At 37.1% G+C, this 20,199-nt stretch carries 16 protein-coding genes; 7 read left to right on the top strand and 9 right to left on the bottom strand.

The genetic code is table 11. The features are described from left to right. The first annotated feature begins 35 nt into the window (after positions 1 to 35). The 7 genes from BW936_RS19755 (at position 36) to BW936_RS16405 (ending at position 7,597) form a co-directional block, all read left to right on the top strand. Positions 36 to 176, top strand: a complete 141-nt coding sequence (locus tag BW936_RS19755; RefSeq protein WP_167368356.1) for a hypothetical protein — start codon at positions 36 to 38, stop codon at positions 174 to 176. 362 nt (positions 177 to 538) lie between these two features. After that, complete coding sequence (locus tag BW936_RS16430; protein WP_076550567.1) at positions 539 to 1,843, top strand: TolC family protein; 1,305 nt, start codon at positions 539 to 541, stop codon at positions 1,841 to 1,843. Between the two features lie 32 nt (positions 1,844 to 1,875). Further along, positions 1,876 to 2,958 carry an efflux RND transporter periplasmic adaptor subunit gene (locus tag BW936_RS16425; protein WP_076550313.1) on the top strand — a complete coding sequence of 361 codons (1,083 nt, stop codon included), beginning with the start codon at positions 1,876 to 1,878 and terminating at the stop codon, positions 2,956 to 2,958. Positions 2,959 to 3,081: 123 nt separating this feature from the next. After that, positions 3,082 to 6,312: an efflux RND transporter permease subunit gene (locus BW936_RS16420; RefSeq protein WP_076550311.1), complete on the top strand. Its 3,231-nt coding sequence runs from the start codon at positions 3,082 to 3,084 to the stop codon at positions 6,310 to 6,312. Between the two features lie 24 nt (positions 6,313 to 6,336). Further along, positions 6,337 to 6,522 carry a YgaP family membrane protein gene (locus tag BW936_RS16415; RefSeq protein WP_076550309.1) on the top strand — a complete coding sequence of 62 codons (186 nt, stop codon included), beginning with the start codon at positions 6,337 to 6,339 and terminating at the stop codon, positions 6,520 to 6,522. A gap of 99 nt (positions 6,523 to 6,621) precedes the next feature. Further along, positions 6,622 to 7,182, top strand: a complete 561-nt coding sequence (locus BW936_RS16410) for a YeeE/YedE family protein (RefSeq protein ID WP_076550307.1) — start codon at positions 6,622 to 6,624, stop codon at positions 7,180 to 7,182. A 1-nt stretch (position 7,183) separates the two neighbouring features. After that, positions 7,184 to 7,597, top strand: coding sequence for a DUF6691 family protein (locus BW936_RS16405; RefSeq protein ID WP_076550305.1), 414 nt, complete (start codon positions 7,184 to 7,186; stop codon positions 7,595 to 7,597). A 7-nt stretch (positions 7,598 to 7,604) separates the two neighbouring features. Here BW936_RS16405 and BW936_RS16400 read toward each other — a convergent pair whose 3' ends face one another. The 9 genes from BW936_RS16400 to BW936_RS16355 form a co-directional block, all read right to left on the bottom strand. Beyond that, positions 7,605 to 9,359, bottom strand: coding sequence for a hypothetical protein (locus BW936_RS16400; protein WP_076550303.1), 1,755 nt, complete (start codon positions 9,357 to 9,359; stop codon positions 7,605 to 7,607). Beyond that, complete coding sequence (locus BW936_RS16395; protein WP_076550301.1) at positions 9,352 to 11,583, bottom strand: hypothetical protein; 2,232 nt, start codon at positions 11,581 to 11,583, stop codon at positions 9,352 to 9,354. Before BW936_RS16395 ends, BW936_RS16400 begins: the two co-directional genes overlap by 8 nt. Then, the gene (locus BW936_RS16390; protein ID WP_076550299.1) at positions 11,583 to 12,878 is read right to left on the bottom strand and encodes a BatA domain-containing protein; all 1,296 of its coding nucleotides are present in this window, start codon (positions 12,876 to 12,878) and stop codon (positions 11,583 to 11,585) included. Before BW936_RS16390 ends, BW936_RS16395 begins: the two co-directional genes overlap by 1 nt. A gap of 1 nt (position 12,879) precedes the next feature. Next, the gene (locus BW936_RS16385) at positions 12,880 to 13,779 is read right to left on the bottom strand and encodes a DUF58 domain-containing protein (RefSeq protein WP_076550297.1); all 900 of its coding nucleotides are present in this window, start codon (positions 13,777 to 13,779) and stop codon (positions 12,880 to 12,882) included. Positions 13,780 to 13,800: 21 nt separating this feature from the next. Further along, complete coding sequence (locus BW936_RS16380) at positions 13,801 to 14,805, bottom strand: AAA family ATPase (RefSeq protein WP_076550295.1); 1,005 nt, start codon at positions 14,803 to 14,805, stop codon at positions 13,801 to 13,803. Positions 14,806 to 14,817: 12 nt separating this feature from the next. Then, complete coding sequence (locus tag BW936_RS16375) at positions 14,818 to 15,438, bottom strand: DUF4159 domain-containing protein (protein WP_076550565.1); 621 nt, start codon at positions 15,436 to 15,438, stop codon at positions 14,818 to 14,820. 94 nt (positions 15,439 to 15,532) lie between these two features. Continuing rightward, entirely contained in the window at positions 15,533 to 16,849 is a 1,317-nt protein-coding gene (locus BW936_RS16370; protein WP_076550292.1) for a TldD/PmbA family protein, read from the bottom strand. A 24-nt stretch (positions 16,850 to 16,873) separates the two neighbouring features. Next, the gene (locus BW936_RS16365) at positions 16,874 to 18,514 is read right to left on the bottom strand and encodes a TldD/PmbA family protein (protein ID WP_076550289.1); all 1,641 of its coding nucleotides are present in this window, start codon (positions 18,512 to 18,514) and stop codon (positions 16,874 to 16,876) included. 933 nt (positions 18,515 to 19,447) lie between these two features. Continuing rightward, positions 19,448 to 20,197: a LytR/AlgR family response regulator transcription factor gene (locus BW936_RS16355; RefSeq protein WP_076550285.1), complete on the bottom strand. Its 750-nt coding sequence runs from the start codon at positions 20,195 to 20,197 to the stop codon at positions 19,448 to 19,450. Positions 20,198 to 20,199: the final 2 nt, after the last annotated feature.

Below are 20,199 nucleotides of genomic sequence, written 5' to 3'. Positions count from 1 at the left end.
AAAACGTGAAAGAATAACATTTAAAATCTACAAAAATGACACAAAGAATATCGAAATCTAAGCGCTTTTTTATGATGAATCCTATCATCCAATTTTTCAAATTCATCTGGTTGAGTATCAAAATAATGTTGGTTGTTGCCGGTGGTCATGGCGGTACTAGAAAAGCAAATAGTTAACGCATAAGAAAACACTTCTCTTTACCGCTTTAGGCATAGTCATCTGTGCTATAGCTGGTTACCTATACTATCTCCAAAATTGGCTGCATAAGTGATACTTGAGCTATAACATCAAAACCCCTAAATAGCACATTGTACGGTAGCTTAATGAGTAGTTCACTTGCAAATACATTTGTAAAATTTCCAGAAGAGTAAACTGAATTTACAATTATTTTTCAGTTAGTAGTAAAAGGTGCTCTTTATAAAGAGTGCCTTTTCATTTTTAAATAATTGTTTTTTTGAGAAAGAAATTTCCTTCGGTAACATTAGTTACTGTGCAGGCTGTTTTACTACTCTAATTTTGTCTCAAATAAATGAATACCATGAAATATAAATTAGGATGGATATTGTTGTTCGTCTTTTATTCTGGCTTGGCACAAGAAGTAAAATCTATTTCAAAAGATGAAGTGCTTACTAGGGTAAAAGAAAGTAATAACACACTGAAAATGGCTGAACAAGATGTGTTAGTTGCCAAGGGTGATTTCAATCAGACCAATGCTATTTTATTGCCTAACATTAGTGTATCGCATACTGGTATTGCTACCACTAACCCATTAATGGCATTTGGTTCTAAACTTAATCAAGAAATTTTGACTGCTGCAGACTTTAATCCTGATGTATTAAATGACCCACGTCAAATAGAAGATTATGCAACTCGAGTAGAAGTACAACAACCATTGATAAACTTCGATGGCATCTACCAGCGTAAAGCGGCAAAGGCAAAACTGACCGCTACAGAACTACAATCTGGTCGTACAGAAGATTACTTAGCCCTTGAGGTAGAAAAGGCTTATATGCAATTACAACTTGCTTATAAAACCGTTACGGTTTTAGAGAAAGCTAAAGAAACCGCCTTAGAAAATAAGCGCATTGCCGACAATAGTTACAAGCAAGGTTATCTACAAAAATCTGATGTTCTTTCTGTAGAAGTAAGAGTTACCGAAATCGATAACCAATTGCAATACGCAAAAAGTAACATTCTAAATGCGAGCAACTATTTATCTGTATTAATGAATGCTGATGAAAATGAGATTTTACAGCCTTCAGATTCACTGGCAATTACTAGTTATTCTAGTACAACGACCGTTAACTTATCTGAAAACAGAAAGGATATTTTAGCCATGAATTCTGCTACCGAAGCATACAGACAAATGCATAAGGCAGACCAAATGGCTTTCTTACCTCGTTTAAATGCTTTTGGCACTTACGAGTTACATGACGATGATATTTTTCAAGGTCAAGCCCAAGGTTACCTATTTGGTGCAGAATTAAAATGGAACCTTTTTGAAGGTAGTAAGCGTTTTGGTAAATCTCAAAAGAGCAAGGCGGAGTACGATAAATCCAAATTACAATTAGAGCAGTATAAATCTGAAAGCCAATTAGAACTTAATAAAGCAAAAAGAGGTTTTGAAGATGCTCAAAATAAACTAAAGCTAACAAAACTGGCACTAGAACAATCTGAAGAATCATTACGTATACGTACTAATAGATTTAAGCAAGGTTTAGAAAAAACTACTGACCTATTACTATCTGAAACACAATATTCTCAAAAGCAATTAGAATATTACGCTACAATTTTTCAACACAATTACGCTTTGGCGTATGTACAGTTTTTAACAAAAGAATAAGATCCTACAATCACTTAATACCATTCATAAAGATGAAAAATAAAAAATATATAATCACAGCTATTTTAAGTGCTACAATCTTATTCTCTAGTTGTGGTAACGATGATAAAAAAGCGTTAGTCAATAATTCACTTGCAATAGCCGTTCAATCCAAAACTGTTTCTGAAGATAGTAGTAGTCCGTTTTTAACGGTTAGCGGTAAAATTGAAGCTACCAAGAGTGCAAATATCAGTACTAGAATGATGGGCTACGTAGACAAAATCTATGTAGGTGTTGGTGATAACGTAAATAAAGGTCAATTATTAATGAGTGTTAATAATGCAGATGTTTCTGCGCAATTAGCGCAGGTAAATGCTGGTATTACCGAAGCTGAAGCTGCCTATACCAATGCAGAAAAAGACTTTAATCGTTTTACTACATTATTTCAAGAGAATAGTGCTTCGCAGAAAGAGCTAGATGATATTACCGCCAATTACAATATGGCAAAAGCAAGAGTAGAATCTGCCAAGCAAATGAAAAACAGTGTCAATGCCCAAATGGGCTATGCGAATATTCGCGCTCCGTTTACCGGTGTTGTTACCAACAAATTTATTAACGCTGGCGATATGGCCAACCCGGGCATGCCTTTGCTAGAAGTAGAAGCTCCTGGCACCTACCAAGTACTTGCCATGGTACCTGAATCTGAAATTCTTGCCGTTAAAAATGATACCGAAGTTAGCGTACAAATCAAAGCATTGAATAAAAGTATAAAAGGAAAAGTTACCGAAGTAAGTACTTCTTCTAAGAACACAGGTGGTCAATACTTGGTAAAGGTCATTTTAGATAAAACCGATGTACAAATACTTTCTGGTATGTACGCTACCGTACAGTTTCCTATTGCAAGAAAAACTACAAGTTCTGCCGTTATGATTCCAGTAGAAGCTATAGTTAAAAAAGGGCAACTTTCTGGTATATATACCGTAAGCCAAAGTAATACTGCATTACTGCGATGGTTACGACTGGGCAGAACCTTTGGTGATCAAGTGGAAGTATTATCTGGACTATCGGCAGACGAGCAATATATAGTTTCTGCTGAGGGGAAATTATTCAACGGCGCCAAAATCTCAAATCAATAAACGAGTCTGGGTTAGGGATTGTAGCGGTTACCCCACAGGCATTTTTTATGCCGAGGAGTAAAAGCGAAAAGCCCGACTACCTGTCTTTTTCAGGGGGGAACACACAAATAAAATAAAGAAATAATGAAGGAAGGTTTAGCTGGTAAAATTGCCAAATTATTTATAGGCAGCAAGTTAACGGTACTTTTAATGATCGTATTCATGGTCATTGGGGTGTACAGTTCGTTTTTGATCCCGAGGGAAGAAGAACCACAAATTGACGTGCCCATGGCCGACATTTTTGTAGGCTACCCTGGTGCGAGTCCTGAAGAAGTAGAATCGCGTATTATTAAACCTTTAGAGAAATTAATTTCTAACATCAAAGGTGTTGAATATGTGTATTCTACATCGATGAAAGAACAAGGTATGGTCATCGTTCAGTTTTATGTAGGCGAAGATATTGAGCGTTCTTTCGTGAAACTGTACAACGAAATTAATAAGCATATGGATATTATGCCGCAAGGCGTAACCTTTCCGTTGGTAAAAACCCGTGCTATTGATGATGTACCTATGCTTGGATTAACCCTTTGGAGTGAAAACTATGATGGGTATCAGTTAAGCCAAATGGCACAGGAACTGGAAAGTGAAATCAAAAAAGTAAATGATGTTGCTATTACGCATAAAATAGGAAATCAAGACCGCCAATTACGCGTGGTTTTAGATAAAGATAAATTAGCTGCCAGCGGATTAGATTTTCTATCTGTTTCTGAAATGATAAAGGCGAACAATGCCCAATTGAGTTCTGGTAGTTTTGATAAAAATGATACGGAGTTCTTAGTAAGTACCGGCAATTTTTTGGCTTCGGTTACAGATGTTGAAAACCTTGTGGTTGGAGTTCAACAAAATCAACCTATTTATTTAAAACAGATTGCCAGTATTATCGACGGACCAGAAATTCCTCAAAGTTATGTTTCTTTAGGTTTTGGTCAGGCAAGCGATAAGATAACCGATTACAAATCTGAATACCCTGCCGTTACTATATCGGTAGCAAAAAGAAAAGGTGCAGATGCAATGAAAATAGCCGACATCGTTATTGATAAAGTTGAACACTTACGTACTACGTTAATTCCTGATGATGTTCATGTAGAAATTACCAGAAATTATGGTGAAACCGCATCTCATAAAGTGTCTGAACTTTTACTACACCTAATTGGCTCTATTATAGCGGTAACCTTAGTTGTGATGCTGGCTATGGGCTGGCGTGGTGGTTTGGTGGTATTCTTATCCGTACCAATCACATTTGCTCTAACATTGCTTAGCTATTATATGCTAGATTATACCCTAAACAGAATTACTTTGTTTGCCCTAGTTTTTGTGACGGGTATTGTGGTAGATGATTCCATTATTATAGCCGAGAATATGCACCGGCATTTTAAAATGAAACGCCTTCCCTTTAAACAGGCGGCTCTCTATGCCATTAACGAAGTTGGTAACCCAACTATCTTGGCAACCTTTACGGTAATTGCCTCTGTATTACCAATGGCATTCGTATCTGGACTTATGGGACCATATATGGCACCTATGCCTATTGGAGCTTCTATTGCCATGACATTATCACTTTTTGTAGCATTGACCATTACTCCGTATTTGGGCTATATTTTCTTGAGAGAAAAAGATAAAAAAGGTGAAGTTGAAAAGAAAGAAAAGCCTTTAGAAGATACCTTTATCTACAAAATTTATAATAAATATGAACGCCCACTTATTGAAAGTAAAAGCAAACGTTGGTTATTTTTAGGATTGACTTTTCTACTGCTATTGGGATCAATGGTATTGTTCTTTACAAAATCTGTAGCTGTTAAAATGTTGCCTTTTGATAACAAAAATGAGTTTCAAGTGGTCATTGATCTGCCCGAGGGTACTACCCTTGAACGTACAGGTGTAGTTGCTCAAGAAATTGCTCAATATCTATCTACTAGACCAGAGGTTGTAAATTACCAGAACTATGTAGGTACCTCTGCCCCTATTACCTTTAACGGTTTGGTACGTCATTATGATTTACGTGGAGGTAGTAATATGGCAGATATTCAGGTAAACCTTGTCGATAAAGATGAACGTTCTGCTCAAAGTCATGATATTGCGAGTTTACTAAGACCAGATATCCAAAAGATAGCAGCGAAATACAACGCAAATGTGAAGCTTGTTGAAGTTCCGCCAGGACCTCCTGTACTATCCACTATTGTTGCCGAGGTTTATGGACCAGATTACGAGGAACAGATTAAAATTGCAAATAGTGTACAAGATATCTTGAAAAACACTGATGATGTTGTTGATATCGATTGGCTAGTAGAAGCTGACCAAACGGAGTATAAGTTTGAAATCAATAAAGAGAAAGCAATGCTTTATGGCGTGGCACCACAACAAATTGCCTATACCATGAATATGGCTTTATCAAATAGAGCAATCACAAATTTATATGATGAGAATGCAATAGACCAAGTTGGTTTGGTGCTCGCTTTAGATGAAAAAGAAAAATCGACTATTACAGATATTTCACAACTGAAAATTACCTCTAAACAGGGTAACATGGTGCCGATTGCCGATTTAGTAGATATTAAAGAAACCATAAGCGCAAAGAGTATTTACCGCAAAAATCAAAAACGTGTGGTATATGTAATGGCAGATATGGCCGGAGAATTGGAGAGTCCCGCATACGCGATATTAGGTATGGAAGAAAAGCTTAAAAAAATTGCTTTACCTAAGGGATATCAAGTTACCGAAATGTACTTAGGGCAACCTGAGTTTGAAGATGACTTTACCGTTAAATGGGATGGGGAATGGCAAATTACGCTAGAAGTTTTTCGTGATTTAGGTATTGCCTTCCTAGGTGCTATTATATTGATTTATATTTTGATCGTAGGATGGTTTCAAAACTTTAAAGCACCGATAGTAATGATGGTTGCCATACCATTATCATTAATTGGTATCATTTTAGGTCACTGGATCATGGGAGCGTTTTTTACTGCAACCTCTTTCATTGGTATGATTGCACTTGCAGGTATTATGGTTCGGAATTCAGTACTGCTAATAGATTTCATAAATCTTAGATTAGAAGAAGGCGTACCAATTAAACAAGCTGCTATTGAAGCTGGTGCGGTACGTACCACCCCTATTCTACTAACAGCCGGTACCGTTGTCATTGGCGCCTTCGTTATTTTATTTGATCCTATTTTTCAAGGTTTAGCTATCTCTTTAATGGGGGGTACTATTGTATCTACTGTGTTTACATTATTGGTGGTACCATTGGTGTATTATATGATTGAGAAGAAAAATTATCCAGAGGTTAATGTGAACGAAACTAACAATAACACTCTTTAAATAATAATTTTAAATAAAATTAACATGTTAAACACATATTTCAGAGTTATAGTAGGTACAATGGTTTTACTAAGCGTTGTAATGGCAATTTATGTACATATAAATTGGCTATGGTTTACTGTATTTATAGGGGTTAACCTTATTCAGTCTGCCTTTACCAAATGGTGCTTATTAGAATCTATTCTTCTAAAATTAGGTGTAAAAAAATAATAGATTCCCCGTTAATTAAAATCTTATGTAACCAAAGTTACATAAGATTCATTTTCTTTGCCTTTTCTTTAAAGGTTTTGAAAATAAATTAACGATAGCATGAATTTGATTTACGATCCCTGGCCATGGTTTATTGCCGGTCCTTTAATTGCCCTTACCATGTTTGTACTGCTTTATGTAGGCAAACAATTTGGAATGTCTTCTAACCTTAGAACCATTTGTTCTATTGGTGGTGCGGCAAAATACTCCGATTTCTTTAAATTTGATTGGAGAGCCCAACGCTGGAATTTAGTTGTAGTTGTTGGCGCTGTTATTGGTGGCTTTATTGCTTCTCAATTTATGTCTGACAATACCGTAAAAATAAATCCTGAAGTTGCACAACAACTCTCCACGGATTACGGAATTGAAAGTGCTGGTGAAGCTTATTTACCACCAGAACTTTTTGCTGCTGAACATCTTTCTAATCCTTTTGTTTTGGCTGTCTTAATTTTAGGCGGATTCATGGTTGGTTTTGGCGCTCGTTATGCCGGTGGTTGTACCAGTGGACATGCCATATCCGGACTAAGTAATTTGCAGTTGCCTTCTTTAATTGCCGTTATCGGTTTCTTTATTGGCGGCTTAGTTATGATTCACCTTATATTCCCTTTAATTTTTAGCTAATATGAAGTATTTAAGTTATTTGACCATAGGTATATTTTTCGGTATTATCATGTACAAATCTGAAGCTGCTTCTTGGTTTCGTATTTATGAAATGTTCCAATTTGGGTCTTTCCATATGTATGGTATTATTGGATCTGCTCTTGTTTTAGGAGTAATTGGCATACAAATCATCAAAAAATATAAGATTAAAGCTATTGGTAGTTCAGAAATGAATTTACATCCAAAGAAAAAGGGCATTACAAGTTATCTAATTGGTGGTATTATTTTTGGGCTAGGTTGGGCTTTAGCCGGTGCTTGCCCAGGACCAATGTACGTACTTGCCGGTGCTGGTTATTTTTCCATCTTAGTCGTTATTGCAAGTGCTGTTTTAGGTACTTTCGTTTACGGTGTCATAAAAGATAAACTACCCCATTGAAACTGATTTAGCTTTGGGTGGATAATTTTGGAGACAACCACAACCATCCAACGCCCAATAGAAATAGTATATAAAATAATAGTAGAGAGATAGGGCGGTTTACCATAACTGTCCTATTTTCCTTTATTTCCGTACCAAATTGCTTTGCATTGGCAGCCCTGTTTTTTGATGCGCTTAAAGATTCCCAATCCTTATCTTTATACACGTAATAGGAAAATTGCAAAGTACTGTCAGCTTCTATTTTTAACCAATTCCACCCTTTCTTCTTCGGATAAGTAGTGCCTGAATATTTAAAGGGCACTGTTGAATTTTGAAGCAATGGTACACGATTTCCTTCTGTATTCTTGACGGATAGTTCTTCTAGGCCTGTGCGTAACGCAAAATTAAAAGGTGCTCCTATTTTAGGGAATTCCGTTTGTGATTGCCACTCCACCGCTATTGCTTTTTGCTTTACAATCTTATCTAAAATTTGGGTCCATATTTTTGTATATGCCTGTTCTTCTCCTTTTAGCAACAACTGGTAACTATTTAACAATGTTGTAGTGGCAACTCTACCCAAGCCCAATTGTTTGTAATAAGATAAATTACCAGGTTCATTGGCATTGATAGAATTTACCGCAAATGCAGCATTAAACCTGAATGGGTATTTTTCTACGGTAATATTAGTATTCGGTAATTGAATTTCATTGCTACCATCTCTTTTAAAATTAAAATATGAAGTGTTTGCACCGAGATTAAATAACAAATCGCTGGGCTGAATAAACAACCCTAATCCGTTTTCACGTATGCTATTTTCAAAACGATTCTTTATAGATTTCCTAAAATTAAAATAGGTTTCCGTATCTACAAGAACGACATCAAATTGATTTAAAGATTCTTCCGTAAATTGATAAACGGGTGATGCCTTGGTATTAAAATATTCAAACTTGTACTTGCCTTTGGTAAGCTGACTGCGTACGGTTACCTCATAACCGGCATCGGCTAAAAAATTCTTTAGATATTTCGTTTCAAACGTGGGGAAGTTGTTTACAATCAAGATGCTTACCGGTTCTTTTTCTCGAATTGTAATTGGCAGCGGATTAGATGCTAACAAATTACCTGCACTATCTTTTTCGGCTAATTGATAGACAAAATTACCACTCGCCTTAGGCACTGTTTTCAGTGAAAAATCATGATCTAAACTTTCTTCAAAAGATATAGAATCCAAACCATTACCACGTGAATCTTGTAATAACAACTGAGTACTTAACTTTGGTTTTGAGTACATTCCCTTAACCCGTAATTCATCGCCTAAAACAAGTTGATCAGTAAAATTCAACTGCGTAATTCCTGACGGAATTTCATTAGGTACATAGCTTGTAGGAATGCTATCAAAGGCATAGAAATCAAACTGCTCTACTCCATTACCGATTATAATCACGCTTGTAAGCGAATCCAAAGCCTTACGAACTGATTTCTTAGAATTGTATTCCACAGGCTGAATACCCTTGAAAATCGCTTCTAAACTATCTTTCTGATTATCACTAAAGCCCTCAGTTAAGAGAAGTCCTTGTTTGTTCTGCATTTTCACCTCCTGTGTTGGTTCCAAAACAATGAAGACTAAAGCAAGAACCGTTAGGAATGCCACAATAGTATTTAATACCAATCTGCCCCTATTTCGTGTTTTCCATTCTTTAAAAACGAAAGCTACAAATACCAGCAGACCACCTAATAAAATGGGTATCAATAATTCTTGCTGTAAAAATGAGAAACCATCAATCATACACTTCCAACTGTTTTAGAAATAGTGAATTGATTTCATCTGTATATGCCTTTTCAGCTCCTGGTATTTGTGGTGTTTTTGGTAATGCCAACAACAATCCTTTCTGCACAAACCTATAGTTTGCGTTTGTTCTACCGGTGTTGTTCTCCATACTTTTTAGCCCTTGCAATACCTGTAAATACTTCCCAGGGTTGTCTATTGCTAATTGTACCAACTCATTCCCTGCAGTGGTAAAAAGAGTATTATCCGACTCATGGTAATCACTTTCGCTATGCACCAATTGTTCTAAACGACTAACCGACTTTTCAATGGCTTTAAAAGGTCGTTCTGCCATAATAGTCTCATTTTTACTGTAATTTTTAATATCCTTTATTTTACCGGTAAGTCGGCGCTCTTCCTTAATCGGTGGCGGGTCAAAACCTATTCTGTGTACATAAATACGGGCACTGTTCTTTATTTCTTGAATATATTTTAAGGCATCATATTGAAAAGGCAATGACTTTTCGGGTTCGTTTAATCGTAGGTGTAATTCGGCATCCCACATAATATTTAATGCCTTTCGCAATTTTGTTTTCAACGATTCTTCAAATAAAGTAGATTCCTCAGGATCATCATGATTGTGAAGATAGTCGTGCAATAGGTCTTCGGGTTCTTTGGTATCACCCTCATGCTCATGTTGTTCTACCAGATTATGCTCATTATCACCGTCGTGGTCGTGCATGAATTCTTTTATTGGACTTTCTTGATCTTCAGCATGATCATGGTCTTCACCTTCTTCAAGACTTTCGATCCCGCTGGGTGCTTCTTCCATCTCAGATTCATCGCCCATAAACTGGCCGTACTTTAAACGCAATGCTTTTTGGTCAAATCCCAATTCATTACTTCTCGACTTAAATTCGGTATTCGTAATGTTCGGTTTGTCTTTTATTAGTTTCTTGGTATCTATAATCAATTGTCGCTGACTTCTAAAATAATCTGGCATTTGGTCCACACCCAAAGTTCCTTCTACGCCAAGTTGCTCGTTAATAGTATCTTTTATAACTGCAAAATACGTTTCGCTACGCGCTACATTTCGTTTTGGTTGTTTTTCATCAAAGGCTTCGATATAGAAATAAAGCTCATCGCCTACTTCCATTTTCAGGGCATTTAAATCTAACGTTTTGGTTGCTCGTATAGATTTGGCTCCTTTTGAGATGGTTTCCTTAAAATTTAACTTCTCTTCCCTAAATTTTACAGATTCTCCAGTACCCTTACTCACTGTGGCAATAATGTAGCCTTCATCAATTCCAAAATCATCGGTTATTGCACTTTGTAGTTCAACAATCTTTTTATCTGAAAAGTCAAAATACATGTATTGCTCCAGATCAAGTATCTCTATTTCTGGCGGATTATCAGGTATCGCTTCCAACGAAAATAAGTCTGATGTAAATTCAGTTCCTTCTTCATTTTTAAATTTGAAACTATAAAATCCCGATGATGTTAAAGGCAACTGAATTTGATAATCAGCCCCAACTTGTTGCAAAGGTTTTAATTCGCCCATCAAATCTAAAACGGGTTCAATAACCGTGTTATTAAATTGAAGTTTCCATAAAATGTTAGCGCCTGTAACTGCTTTAATATTTGGATCTGTAGTAGTTTTACTTCCCAATCTTGTATATGACGGATAAGCAACCCTGATTTCCTGTTTCTCAATTGCCGGAATACTGCTTTCAGCTTGTACACTATCCGTTGCCACGAACTGAATTTGCTCTGAATCCTTCGGATTGTCCAATACCTCATCAACGCCACTAAACACATTTAACTTATGAAATATAAAACCAAGAGCAATACAGCCTAGCATCACTAAAAAAGCTTGTTTTAAAGCGTTTGGCGGAGTTATTCTACTTAAACTTGTAGTCAATTCTTCCGCTACTTTATAGCGTTGTAGCTTAGCTAAATTAGACAAGGAATCTTCTGGTTGTAATAACAATCCCGTACTGAAAGATGCTTCTGAAACATGGGCATCTATAAATGAACTTATGGTATATAAATTATGCTGCCATGGTTTTTTTAGCAATATAGAAACTACTAATCCTACCATGAAAGCTACTAAGCCAACTAGGAGATTTTTAGTTACAAAATAGCATAGTACGGCAATGCCCAAAGCGTACAAAAAAGCCTCAGCATATGACAACAACTGCCATCGCTTTTGAAACTTCACCAAATGTAGTTTGCCCGTTTCCATTATTGTTTGCGTTTATATGCCACGAAACGTTCTACCAATAACAATATTAGGAGCATTAACCATAAATACGGATTCACATTCCAGCTCGCCAATTGCTTTTCTTTCTTGTCATTGGCAACATACATGGTTTCCAGTTCAGATGTTGTTACCGAACGATGATCCACCTCAGCCAACAATTCTTCTACCTCCTGATTTACATTAAGAACTTCTAACAACTTCTCTGTTAACCGTTCATACACTGCGTTTTCCGGGTTGATACGTTTGGTCAAATAATAGGTATTATCATCTTCCCCTGCAATTATGATAGATTGCGCCTTAGTATCTTCTTTCCAAACTAGTAGCTTCTGAGTCGTTTCTGGATGTGGTTTAGCGCTTAACCAAATGATGACATCTGCTTCCTTGTCTTCATCTATTTCGGTGTCCAACTGAGAGGCTACTTTGATTTCCTTATCTAAATACATAGAAAGTGCCTTTAAGGATGCTTCCAAATACGTTTTATCAACCCCTAAACTATCGGAATAAAAAAGAGATACTTCGATAGTGTTTTGATTGACAACAGGTACTTTTTGGGCCGGATTGAATCTTGAAATCACCAGACTATCGCCACCGGAAGAAAGTGCATATTCTTCTCCTAAGGTGATCGTTTTACTAGTAATCTTTGTTGCATCAGGAGTACTCCAAGCTGTATACAATTGAAATCCGTCATCCTTTTTATAGGCGAGTAATGGATGATTTTTTGATAAGGCGGAGTCGATAACAATCCAGTTAATTTTTTTCTTGGTTTCTGGTCTTGCTCCTTTTAATCCGCTTGCAAATCCCGTTGTAAAGACTACAATACTATCAGTGTTTAAACCATCCATTTCAGATGCCAATGCCCAATAATCCTGAACAGCACTAGTCTTTGCTATTTGTTCATCCTCATTTCTTACAGGTAGATCCTTCTTTAATAGTCTTATTTCTTGACTTTCGTTCAAAGCATTGAATCGGGACATGAAATTTTCATTCCTTACCAATTCAGGTTCCATAATATAAGTAAGCTCACTATTCTTAACCTTTGTTTGCCATTGTGGTTTTGCCAATAACAAAACTAGTAACGAAATAATCCCCATGCGCAATACTAACAACCACCATTCATTCAATTGAATGCTGCTAGATTGTTTCGATTTTGATTCTGATAACAACTGTACACTACCAATCTTTATGGTCTTTGCCTCCTGTTTACTCCATAAATGGATGGCTATAGGAACTAGAAGTCCCAATAAAGCCCATAAATATGAAGGTTGCGCGAATGACATATTACCCGAGTCTTTTACGTTGTTTTAAAAATAATTGCAATGCTTCTCCCAAAGGTGCATCCATACGAAAGACATGGTGATCAATACCGTTCGATAGCAATGTATCTTTCACCCTTTTCAATCTAGCTTCAAGAGCAGCTAAATATTCTGTTTTTGCTTTTTCGGTATCTACTTTTACACGTGCTCCTGTTTCCAAATCTTCAAAAGTAATATTAGAACCGTAATTGAAATCCATTTCTGCCGCTCCCATAACTTGCAATACCACAACTTCGTTTCTGGCAGATTTTAATCCTTTTATAAACTTTGAAATCTCCTCGCTAGTCTCATACATATCGGTCAAAAAGAAAACCAATTCTTTACCGCCTCTATTCGGTATGCGTTTATTTGAAATATGGGTTTCTGGCCATTTACCCGAATTAGAAAGATTGATGAGTTCTAGCAATAATCTGTTGTAATGCTTTTTATCTGCCTTGGGGTAAATACTGATCACATCATTTTCATTTAAGGCAAAAAGCCCCACAGCATCACCTTGTTTGTGTGCCATATATGCCAAGGTTGCCACCAGCACCCTTACAAAATCTACTTTTGAAAGTTCCGCTTCTTTATGCAACATAGATGCACTGGCATCTACGATGAACTTAATGGTCACCTGACTTTCAATTTCCGATTGTTTAATGTAATACCTACCGGAACGTGCCAACATTTTCCAATCTAGCAATCGTAAATCATCACCGGGTTGATATCCTCTGTACTGACTAAACTCCATTCCAGGACCTACACTGGCACTTCTATTTAAACCTGACGTGAAACCCTCTACCACAATGCGCGATATCAAGGAGAGTCCCTCAACCGTATTGATGACTTCTGGTTTTAATAAATCGTGATAGTCCTGTTTTGCCATATACTCGATAATGGAGCGTATTTACTTGCCTTTTATTTGGATAGTATTCAATAAATGTGATGCTACTTTATCTGAAGTGATGCCTTCTGCTTCTGCCCTGAAATTCACCAACACTCGATGGCGAAGTACTGGCAACGCTACACTTTTAATATCATTTAACGTAACCGCTAAACGACCTTCTAACAAGGCATTAGCCTTTGCCGTTAAGATCATTGCTTGACCTGCGCGCGGACCAGCACCCCAATCTACCCAGTCTTTTACATAAGCATTGGTGGTAGTTTCTGGTCGTGTCGCACGAATGATATCGCTCACAAAACTGATCAGTGCATCGCTTATAGAAACTTCGCGTACCAACTGTTGTAACCGTACGATATCATCACCAGAAATTACCTTGTTCAGTTTCTTTTTAAAAGTACTCGTAGTTGCTTTTAAAATGGCTTCTTCATCTTTCTGAGTAGGATATCCAATTTTAATGTACAATAAGAATCTGTCTTGCTGTGCTTCCGGTAAAACGAACGTTCCTGATTGTTCTATTGGGTTTTGAGTTGCTAGAATGAAGAATGGCTTATCTAAAGGATATGTTTTGTCGCCATAGGTAACCTCAAACTCTTGCATAGCTTCCAACAATGCCGCCTGAGTTTTTGGCGGTGTTCGATTAATTTCATCCGCCAGGATAATATTAGAAAAAATAGGTCCTTTATTGAACTTAAAGAACTTTTTACCTGTGGTATGGTCTTCTTCGAGAACCTCGGTCCCAATGATATCCGAAGGCATTAAATCTGGCGTAAATTGGATACGCTTAAATTTTAAATCGATCGCATTTGCCAAGGTTCTGATCATTAAGGTTTTTGCTAAACCGGGTACGCCTTCTAACAAAGCATGACCACCGGCTAAAAACGTAATCAGCAATTGAGATACGGTTTCTTCTTGCCCAATAATTACTTTTCCAATTTCTTGCTTTAGGGCACTCAATTTACCGGAAAGCATTTCTACCTCATCTGCAATACGTTGTAATTCTTTATCCATTCAAAAATGTGTTTATGAGGTTAGGGCGTACATGACAATGTTGACCCCAAACCGTGTATTGTCTATTTTGTACCAACGTTTGTTTCTAAAATCGTAATCCCACTCGCAACCGTAGTCTTTGTTGCTATACAGTACTGCAATTCTACCGTTTACTATAATGGCTTTTAGATACTCGTGGACCAAATCATCTCCCCAACCATTCAATTCTTGCGATGTGGTGGGCGGACCGTCTTCAAAGTCAAAGAATATGGTATAGATTTCGTGGTCGTTGGGTATTTTTTTTAATGCGGACGGACCAAATATTTCTTCCATTTGCCGCTCGAAAGATTTGGCAAACAAGCCGTCTATGTCATGATTGCAATCATCGGCAAAAACAAAGCCGCCATTTCGTACATACTTTTCAAAATTTTCTTGTTCTTTTTTGGTAAACTCTACCAACTTATGACCTGAGATATAGCAAAACGGACTCTTAAAAATATCATCGCTTGCCAAGGTGATTATCTTCTCTCGTGTATCTACTTTCAAAGTGGTGTACTCCACCAATGAATTCAACAGATTGGACGGCATGCGCTGATCCACATCCCAATCGCCGGACTCATACTGTAATCTCGTAAAGAAAAATTCGTTGCTCAAGGGCAATTAATTTGTGTTTTTATTCATTCTGAAAAAAGAAAACTGGTTGTTGTGATACAACACAAACAACCAGCTTACCTCATCAAAATATCAATTATACGGCATCTGAAAGACTCGTAAACGTAAAGTCACGCACTTTCATATAAGGTATTAGATTACCATTGATACGCACTTGCTTACCAAGGGTTTCCAAATTGTTTAACATGATGATCGGACTCTCATTAAACCTGAAGTTTTTTACAGGATATTTAATTTTTCCGTTCTCAATGTAAAACGTTCCATCCCTTGTTAATCCCGTATATAACAAGGTCTGTGGATCAACGCTACGTATGTACCATAAACGTGTTACCAGAATTCCCTTTTTTGTACTCTTTATCAATTCTTCCAAACTTGCATCGCCACCGGTCATAATCGCATTCGACGGAAAAGGAACCGGGTCAACACCTTTCTCTTTCGCCCAGAAACGATCATAGGCCAAGTTTTTAACGACTCCGTTTTCAATCCAGCTTGTCTTTTTTATGGGTTGCCCTTCGCCGTTCCAAGTTGATGTTGGCACTTCAGGGTTCAATGGATCTGAATAAATATTAACGCGTTCGTCAACTATTTTCTCCCCAATTTTATTTTTACCATCTGCAGCGGACATAAAACTTCTACCTTCATCTGCAGAACGTGCATCTAAAGAACGAAACATATTACGTAACAAATCTGCCGAAGCAGCTGGTTCTAAGATCACCGTATATTTACCTGGCTCAATTGCTTTTGCCTCTTTAGAAAGCACTGCTTTGTCGATTGCGGTCTTTGCCGCTTCATCAGCATCAAACTTATCTACATCATTAAAATCCCTTTTTACCCAACCAGAACCGGTACCGTCATTGGTACGCATGGTAACCGTGAAATCAACATCTGTAGATTGATTGTAAGCAAATAATCCTTTTGAATTGATCATGGCACTAAAACCAGCGGAATCATTTAAAAAACCTGCTGCCGTAACATCTTTTGCATCTGCAGGAACAATACTGCTGCTGGCGACTTCTGCTCTGTATTCCGGAGTTACATTTGCTGTTGATTCGCTGTACGTTACTGCTTCATCATACATCTGCGGACCTAAAGGTTCCATAAACTCTGGATTCTCAGGAGAAAGTTGTGCCAACTCTTCTGCCCTTCTCACCACCTTTTCCAACGATGCATCATCGAACTCATCGATAGTTGCCGTTCCAGATTTTTTACCAAAACTAGACTGTACCGCCAAACTTTGGTTAGAACTATACCCAGATGTAGATACCGTATTTCGTGCATATCTTATATTGCCACTGTTATTACCGCTTAAATTTATTTCGCAGGTATCGGCTTTGGAAAAACTCAATGCTTTCTCCAATATTTTTCTTGCTTCTTCTTTTGTATAAATTGCCATTGTTGTCTTTTTTACGTGAAACAATTAAATGTTTCTACCAGTGTTAATTACGTTTACATCATTGAACCTGGCAGTAGAACTACCATGAGATACAGCGCTCACCTGGGAAGGCTGCCCTTTACCATCGAAAAATGTACCAAACAAACGGTAATCATCCTTATCGCAAATTTTAACACATGAATTCCAAAACTCTTGGGTATTGGATTGGTATGCTACGTCTTCTAACATGCCTACAATTTCACCATTTTTAATTTCGTAAAAAACAGTACCTCCAAACTGGAAATTGTAACGTTGCTGATCAATAGAATACGATCCACGACCCGCTATGTAAATACCTTTTTCCACATCTTTAATCATTTCAGAAATAGAATACTTTTCCTTGCCCGGCTCTAAGGAAACGTTAGGCATACGTTGAAACTGCACATCGTTCCAACTTTGTGCGTAGCAACAACCGTGAGATTCCTCTTCACCGATCATATGTGCTTGGTCACGTATGGCTTGGAAATTTGTCAATACTCCGTTCCGCACCAAATCCCACTTCTTGGCTTTCACACCTTCATCATCAAATCCAACAGCCCCTAAAGAACCAACTTGCGTTTTGTCTGCAACTAGGTTTACAATATCACTACCGTATTTAAAATTGCCCGATTTTAATTTATCCAGAGAGGCAAAACTTGTACCGGCGTAATTGGCTTCATAACCCAATACACGGTCCAATTCTAATGGGTGCCCCACAGATTCATGAATGGTTAACCCAAGGTGATTAGGTTCTAATACCAAATCGTACTTACCGGCGTCTACCGATTTTGCGGTTAGTTTCTCTCTTGCCTGTTTTGCTGCAATAGTGGCATCTTCTACCATATCATAGCTATTTCTATATAAACGCAATCCTGCAGGACCTTCTAATTTCTCGGATTCTAAACCGTCTAAATATTCATAGCCCATACCTACGGGAGCACTCATGTTCTCTCTGGTCTTGAAAGTACCCGCAGCCTTATCTACAGCCGTTACCCTTAGGGTTGGCCACAAGCGGTGGATATCTTGATTAATGTAAGAACCATCAGTAGATGCAAAGTACTTTTGCTCGTTCACCATGAATAAGGCGGAGTTCACAAAGTTTGCTCCGTTATCCAAAGCGGCCGCATTGGCACTTAATAAAAGATCTACCTTTTCTGAAACAGGTACCTCTTTAAAATCTTTCTTGATCGGTGTTTTCCAAGAAACCTCTCCGTATGCATTTACGGGAGCTAGCTTTACCGGTTCTTTTTGAATTTTAGAATTTGCCTTGGCGATTGCAACCGCTTGCTCCGTTGCTTTTTTAATGCCGTCTGCAGTAACACTATTGGTAGAGGCAAAACCCCAAGTACCGTTAGCAATTACACGAATACCAATACCGAAAGATTCTGTATTTACCACGTTCTGAACTTTGTCTTCCCTTGTAAAAACATACTGATTTAAATACCTGCCAATTCTTGCATCTGCGTACGTGGCGCCTAATGACTTAGCGGTATTTAAAGCTACATCTGCCATGTTTTTTTTCACCAAGGCATCCATACCCGGTTCTAGTAGTGCCTCTGTGGGGATGTCGTTACCTAGCAATAATGATGGCATCATCAATGCTCCGGCACCCAACCCGGCATACTGTACAAAATCTCTTCTTTTCATGTGTTCGTTTTATAGTGTTTCAATATTGTAAGCAAATTCTTTAAGAAAAACTACTATTTCTAAGTTTGCCATATGAAATAAGGACAACTCGCGAATATCCCTTTTAATGGTTAGTTTGAAATATGTAACTGAATTCGTGCTCTCTAAAAATAGTTAGGCTTTTGAAACTATTATGTTAACCTTAACATAAATTATAACATTCCATACCGCTTTTGAGAAAAATATAAAATAGGGGTAGTGATTTTTTGTTTTATGGAAGGGTGAATTGAAAAATTGTTTAGAGTTTTTTTCAAAAACATAATTTAAGTATTATTACGAAATGTTCTTTTCCAAAGCAGTAGCAGATATATCGATCCGGTTATTATCACAAAAACTAATACTTTAAATAGTATTCCAATTAATATCTGTAATGGTTTTAATCCTAAGCTCCAGTCACTCGGCAAATAATCTCGATGTAATGAAGTTGCAATAACCACCATTCTTTCAAAAGATACCAAAAACATTAGGCTAAGGAACAATCTATAAAAAATATTTTTTGCTATTTTTTTATACCATAATAACTGACTTAACAATAACCAGAATAATGGCTGCAGCCAAACTCCATACGAGTACTTACCAGTTAATCTTTGAACAAAAGCTATTTTGTCCATCTCGTTTTCTATCCCTATGTAAGAAACAAAAAGTCTAATAATCCATAACATCCCAAAAACTATACCTGAAAAAATGACCAAATTAATTGCGGTTCTATCGAAGTCATTCAAGAATTCTTTATACTTCGAAAAGTTTCGAACCTAAAAGAATACTATAGTGTAAAACCCGAATACAATGATTATATCAACTCTTAGTATCTCGGAAATTAAATGAAGTGTTTCTGTCAATGCTGAAAGTTAGTTTAAATGTTTATAAGTTTTAAAGTAATCATAATCAATTCCCCTACCGATGCATCTTATCCAAAATCTCAATAATCTCAGTTTTCTTTCGCACAGATACTGGTACGTTTTCCCCATTCTTCAACATTAAATAACCGCCATCGGATTTGATATAGGCACTAATACATTGTAAGTTGACCAAGTGACTTTGGTGTACACGAATAAAATCGTGACTACTTAATAAATCGGCAAAGTATTTTAGGGTCTTTGTTACAAATATCTTGCGTTTATCTTGAAGGTGAAATATAGTGTTGTTACTATCAGATTCGCACCTAATAATGTCATCTAAGCTGACAATGATAATTTGGTCCAAGGTATGTAACGATATCTTATTAGGCTTTTTCTCCGGAGCGGCAATGGTTTCTTTTAAAATCTGCAAACGCTCTTTATTAGGCTGCAACTGCTCTTTTGCCCTAGCTATTGCCATACTTAAATCTTCGTTGGCATAGGGTTTTAGAACATAATCTATGGCTGCGAATTTGAATGCACGTATCGCAAATTCATCACTTGCGGTTACGAATATGATTTTCGATTTTAAATCGGGGAAAATTTCTAAAATATCAAAGCCTGTACCGTCACCTAACATAATATCCAAGAATAGAATATCGGGCTGATTTTTACGTAGCACTTTTGCTGCTTCCACTACACTCTGTGCCGTTGCGATAATTTCTATATCTGGGTGTTGCGTCTCAATATCCCGCTTTAAAAGAGTTAAGGCGTCAATCATATCTTCTACTATTATCGCTGTATGCATAG

The sequence above is a fragment of the Maribacter ulvicola genome, assembly GCF_900155985.1.
GTDB lineage: Bacteria > Bacteroidota > Bacteroidia > Flavobacteriales > Flavobacteriaceae > Maribacter > Maribacter ulvicola.
The sequence above is the reverse complement of the archived record's forward strand: the minus strand, read 5'-3'. Positions and strand labels throughout refer to the sequence as shown.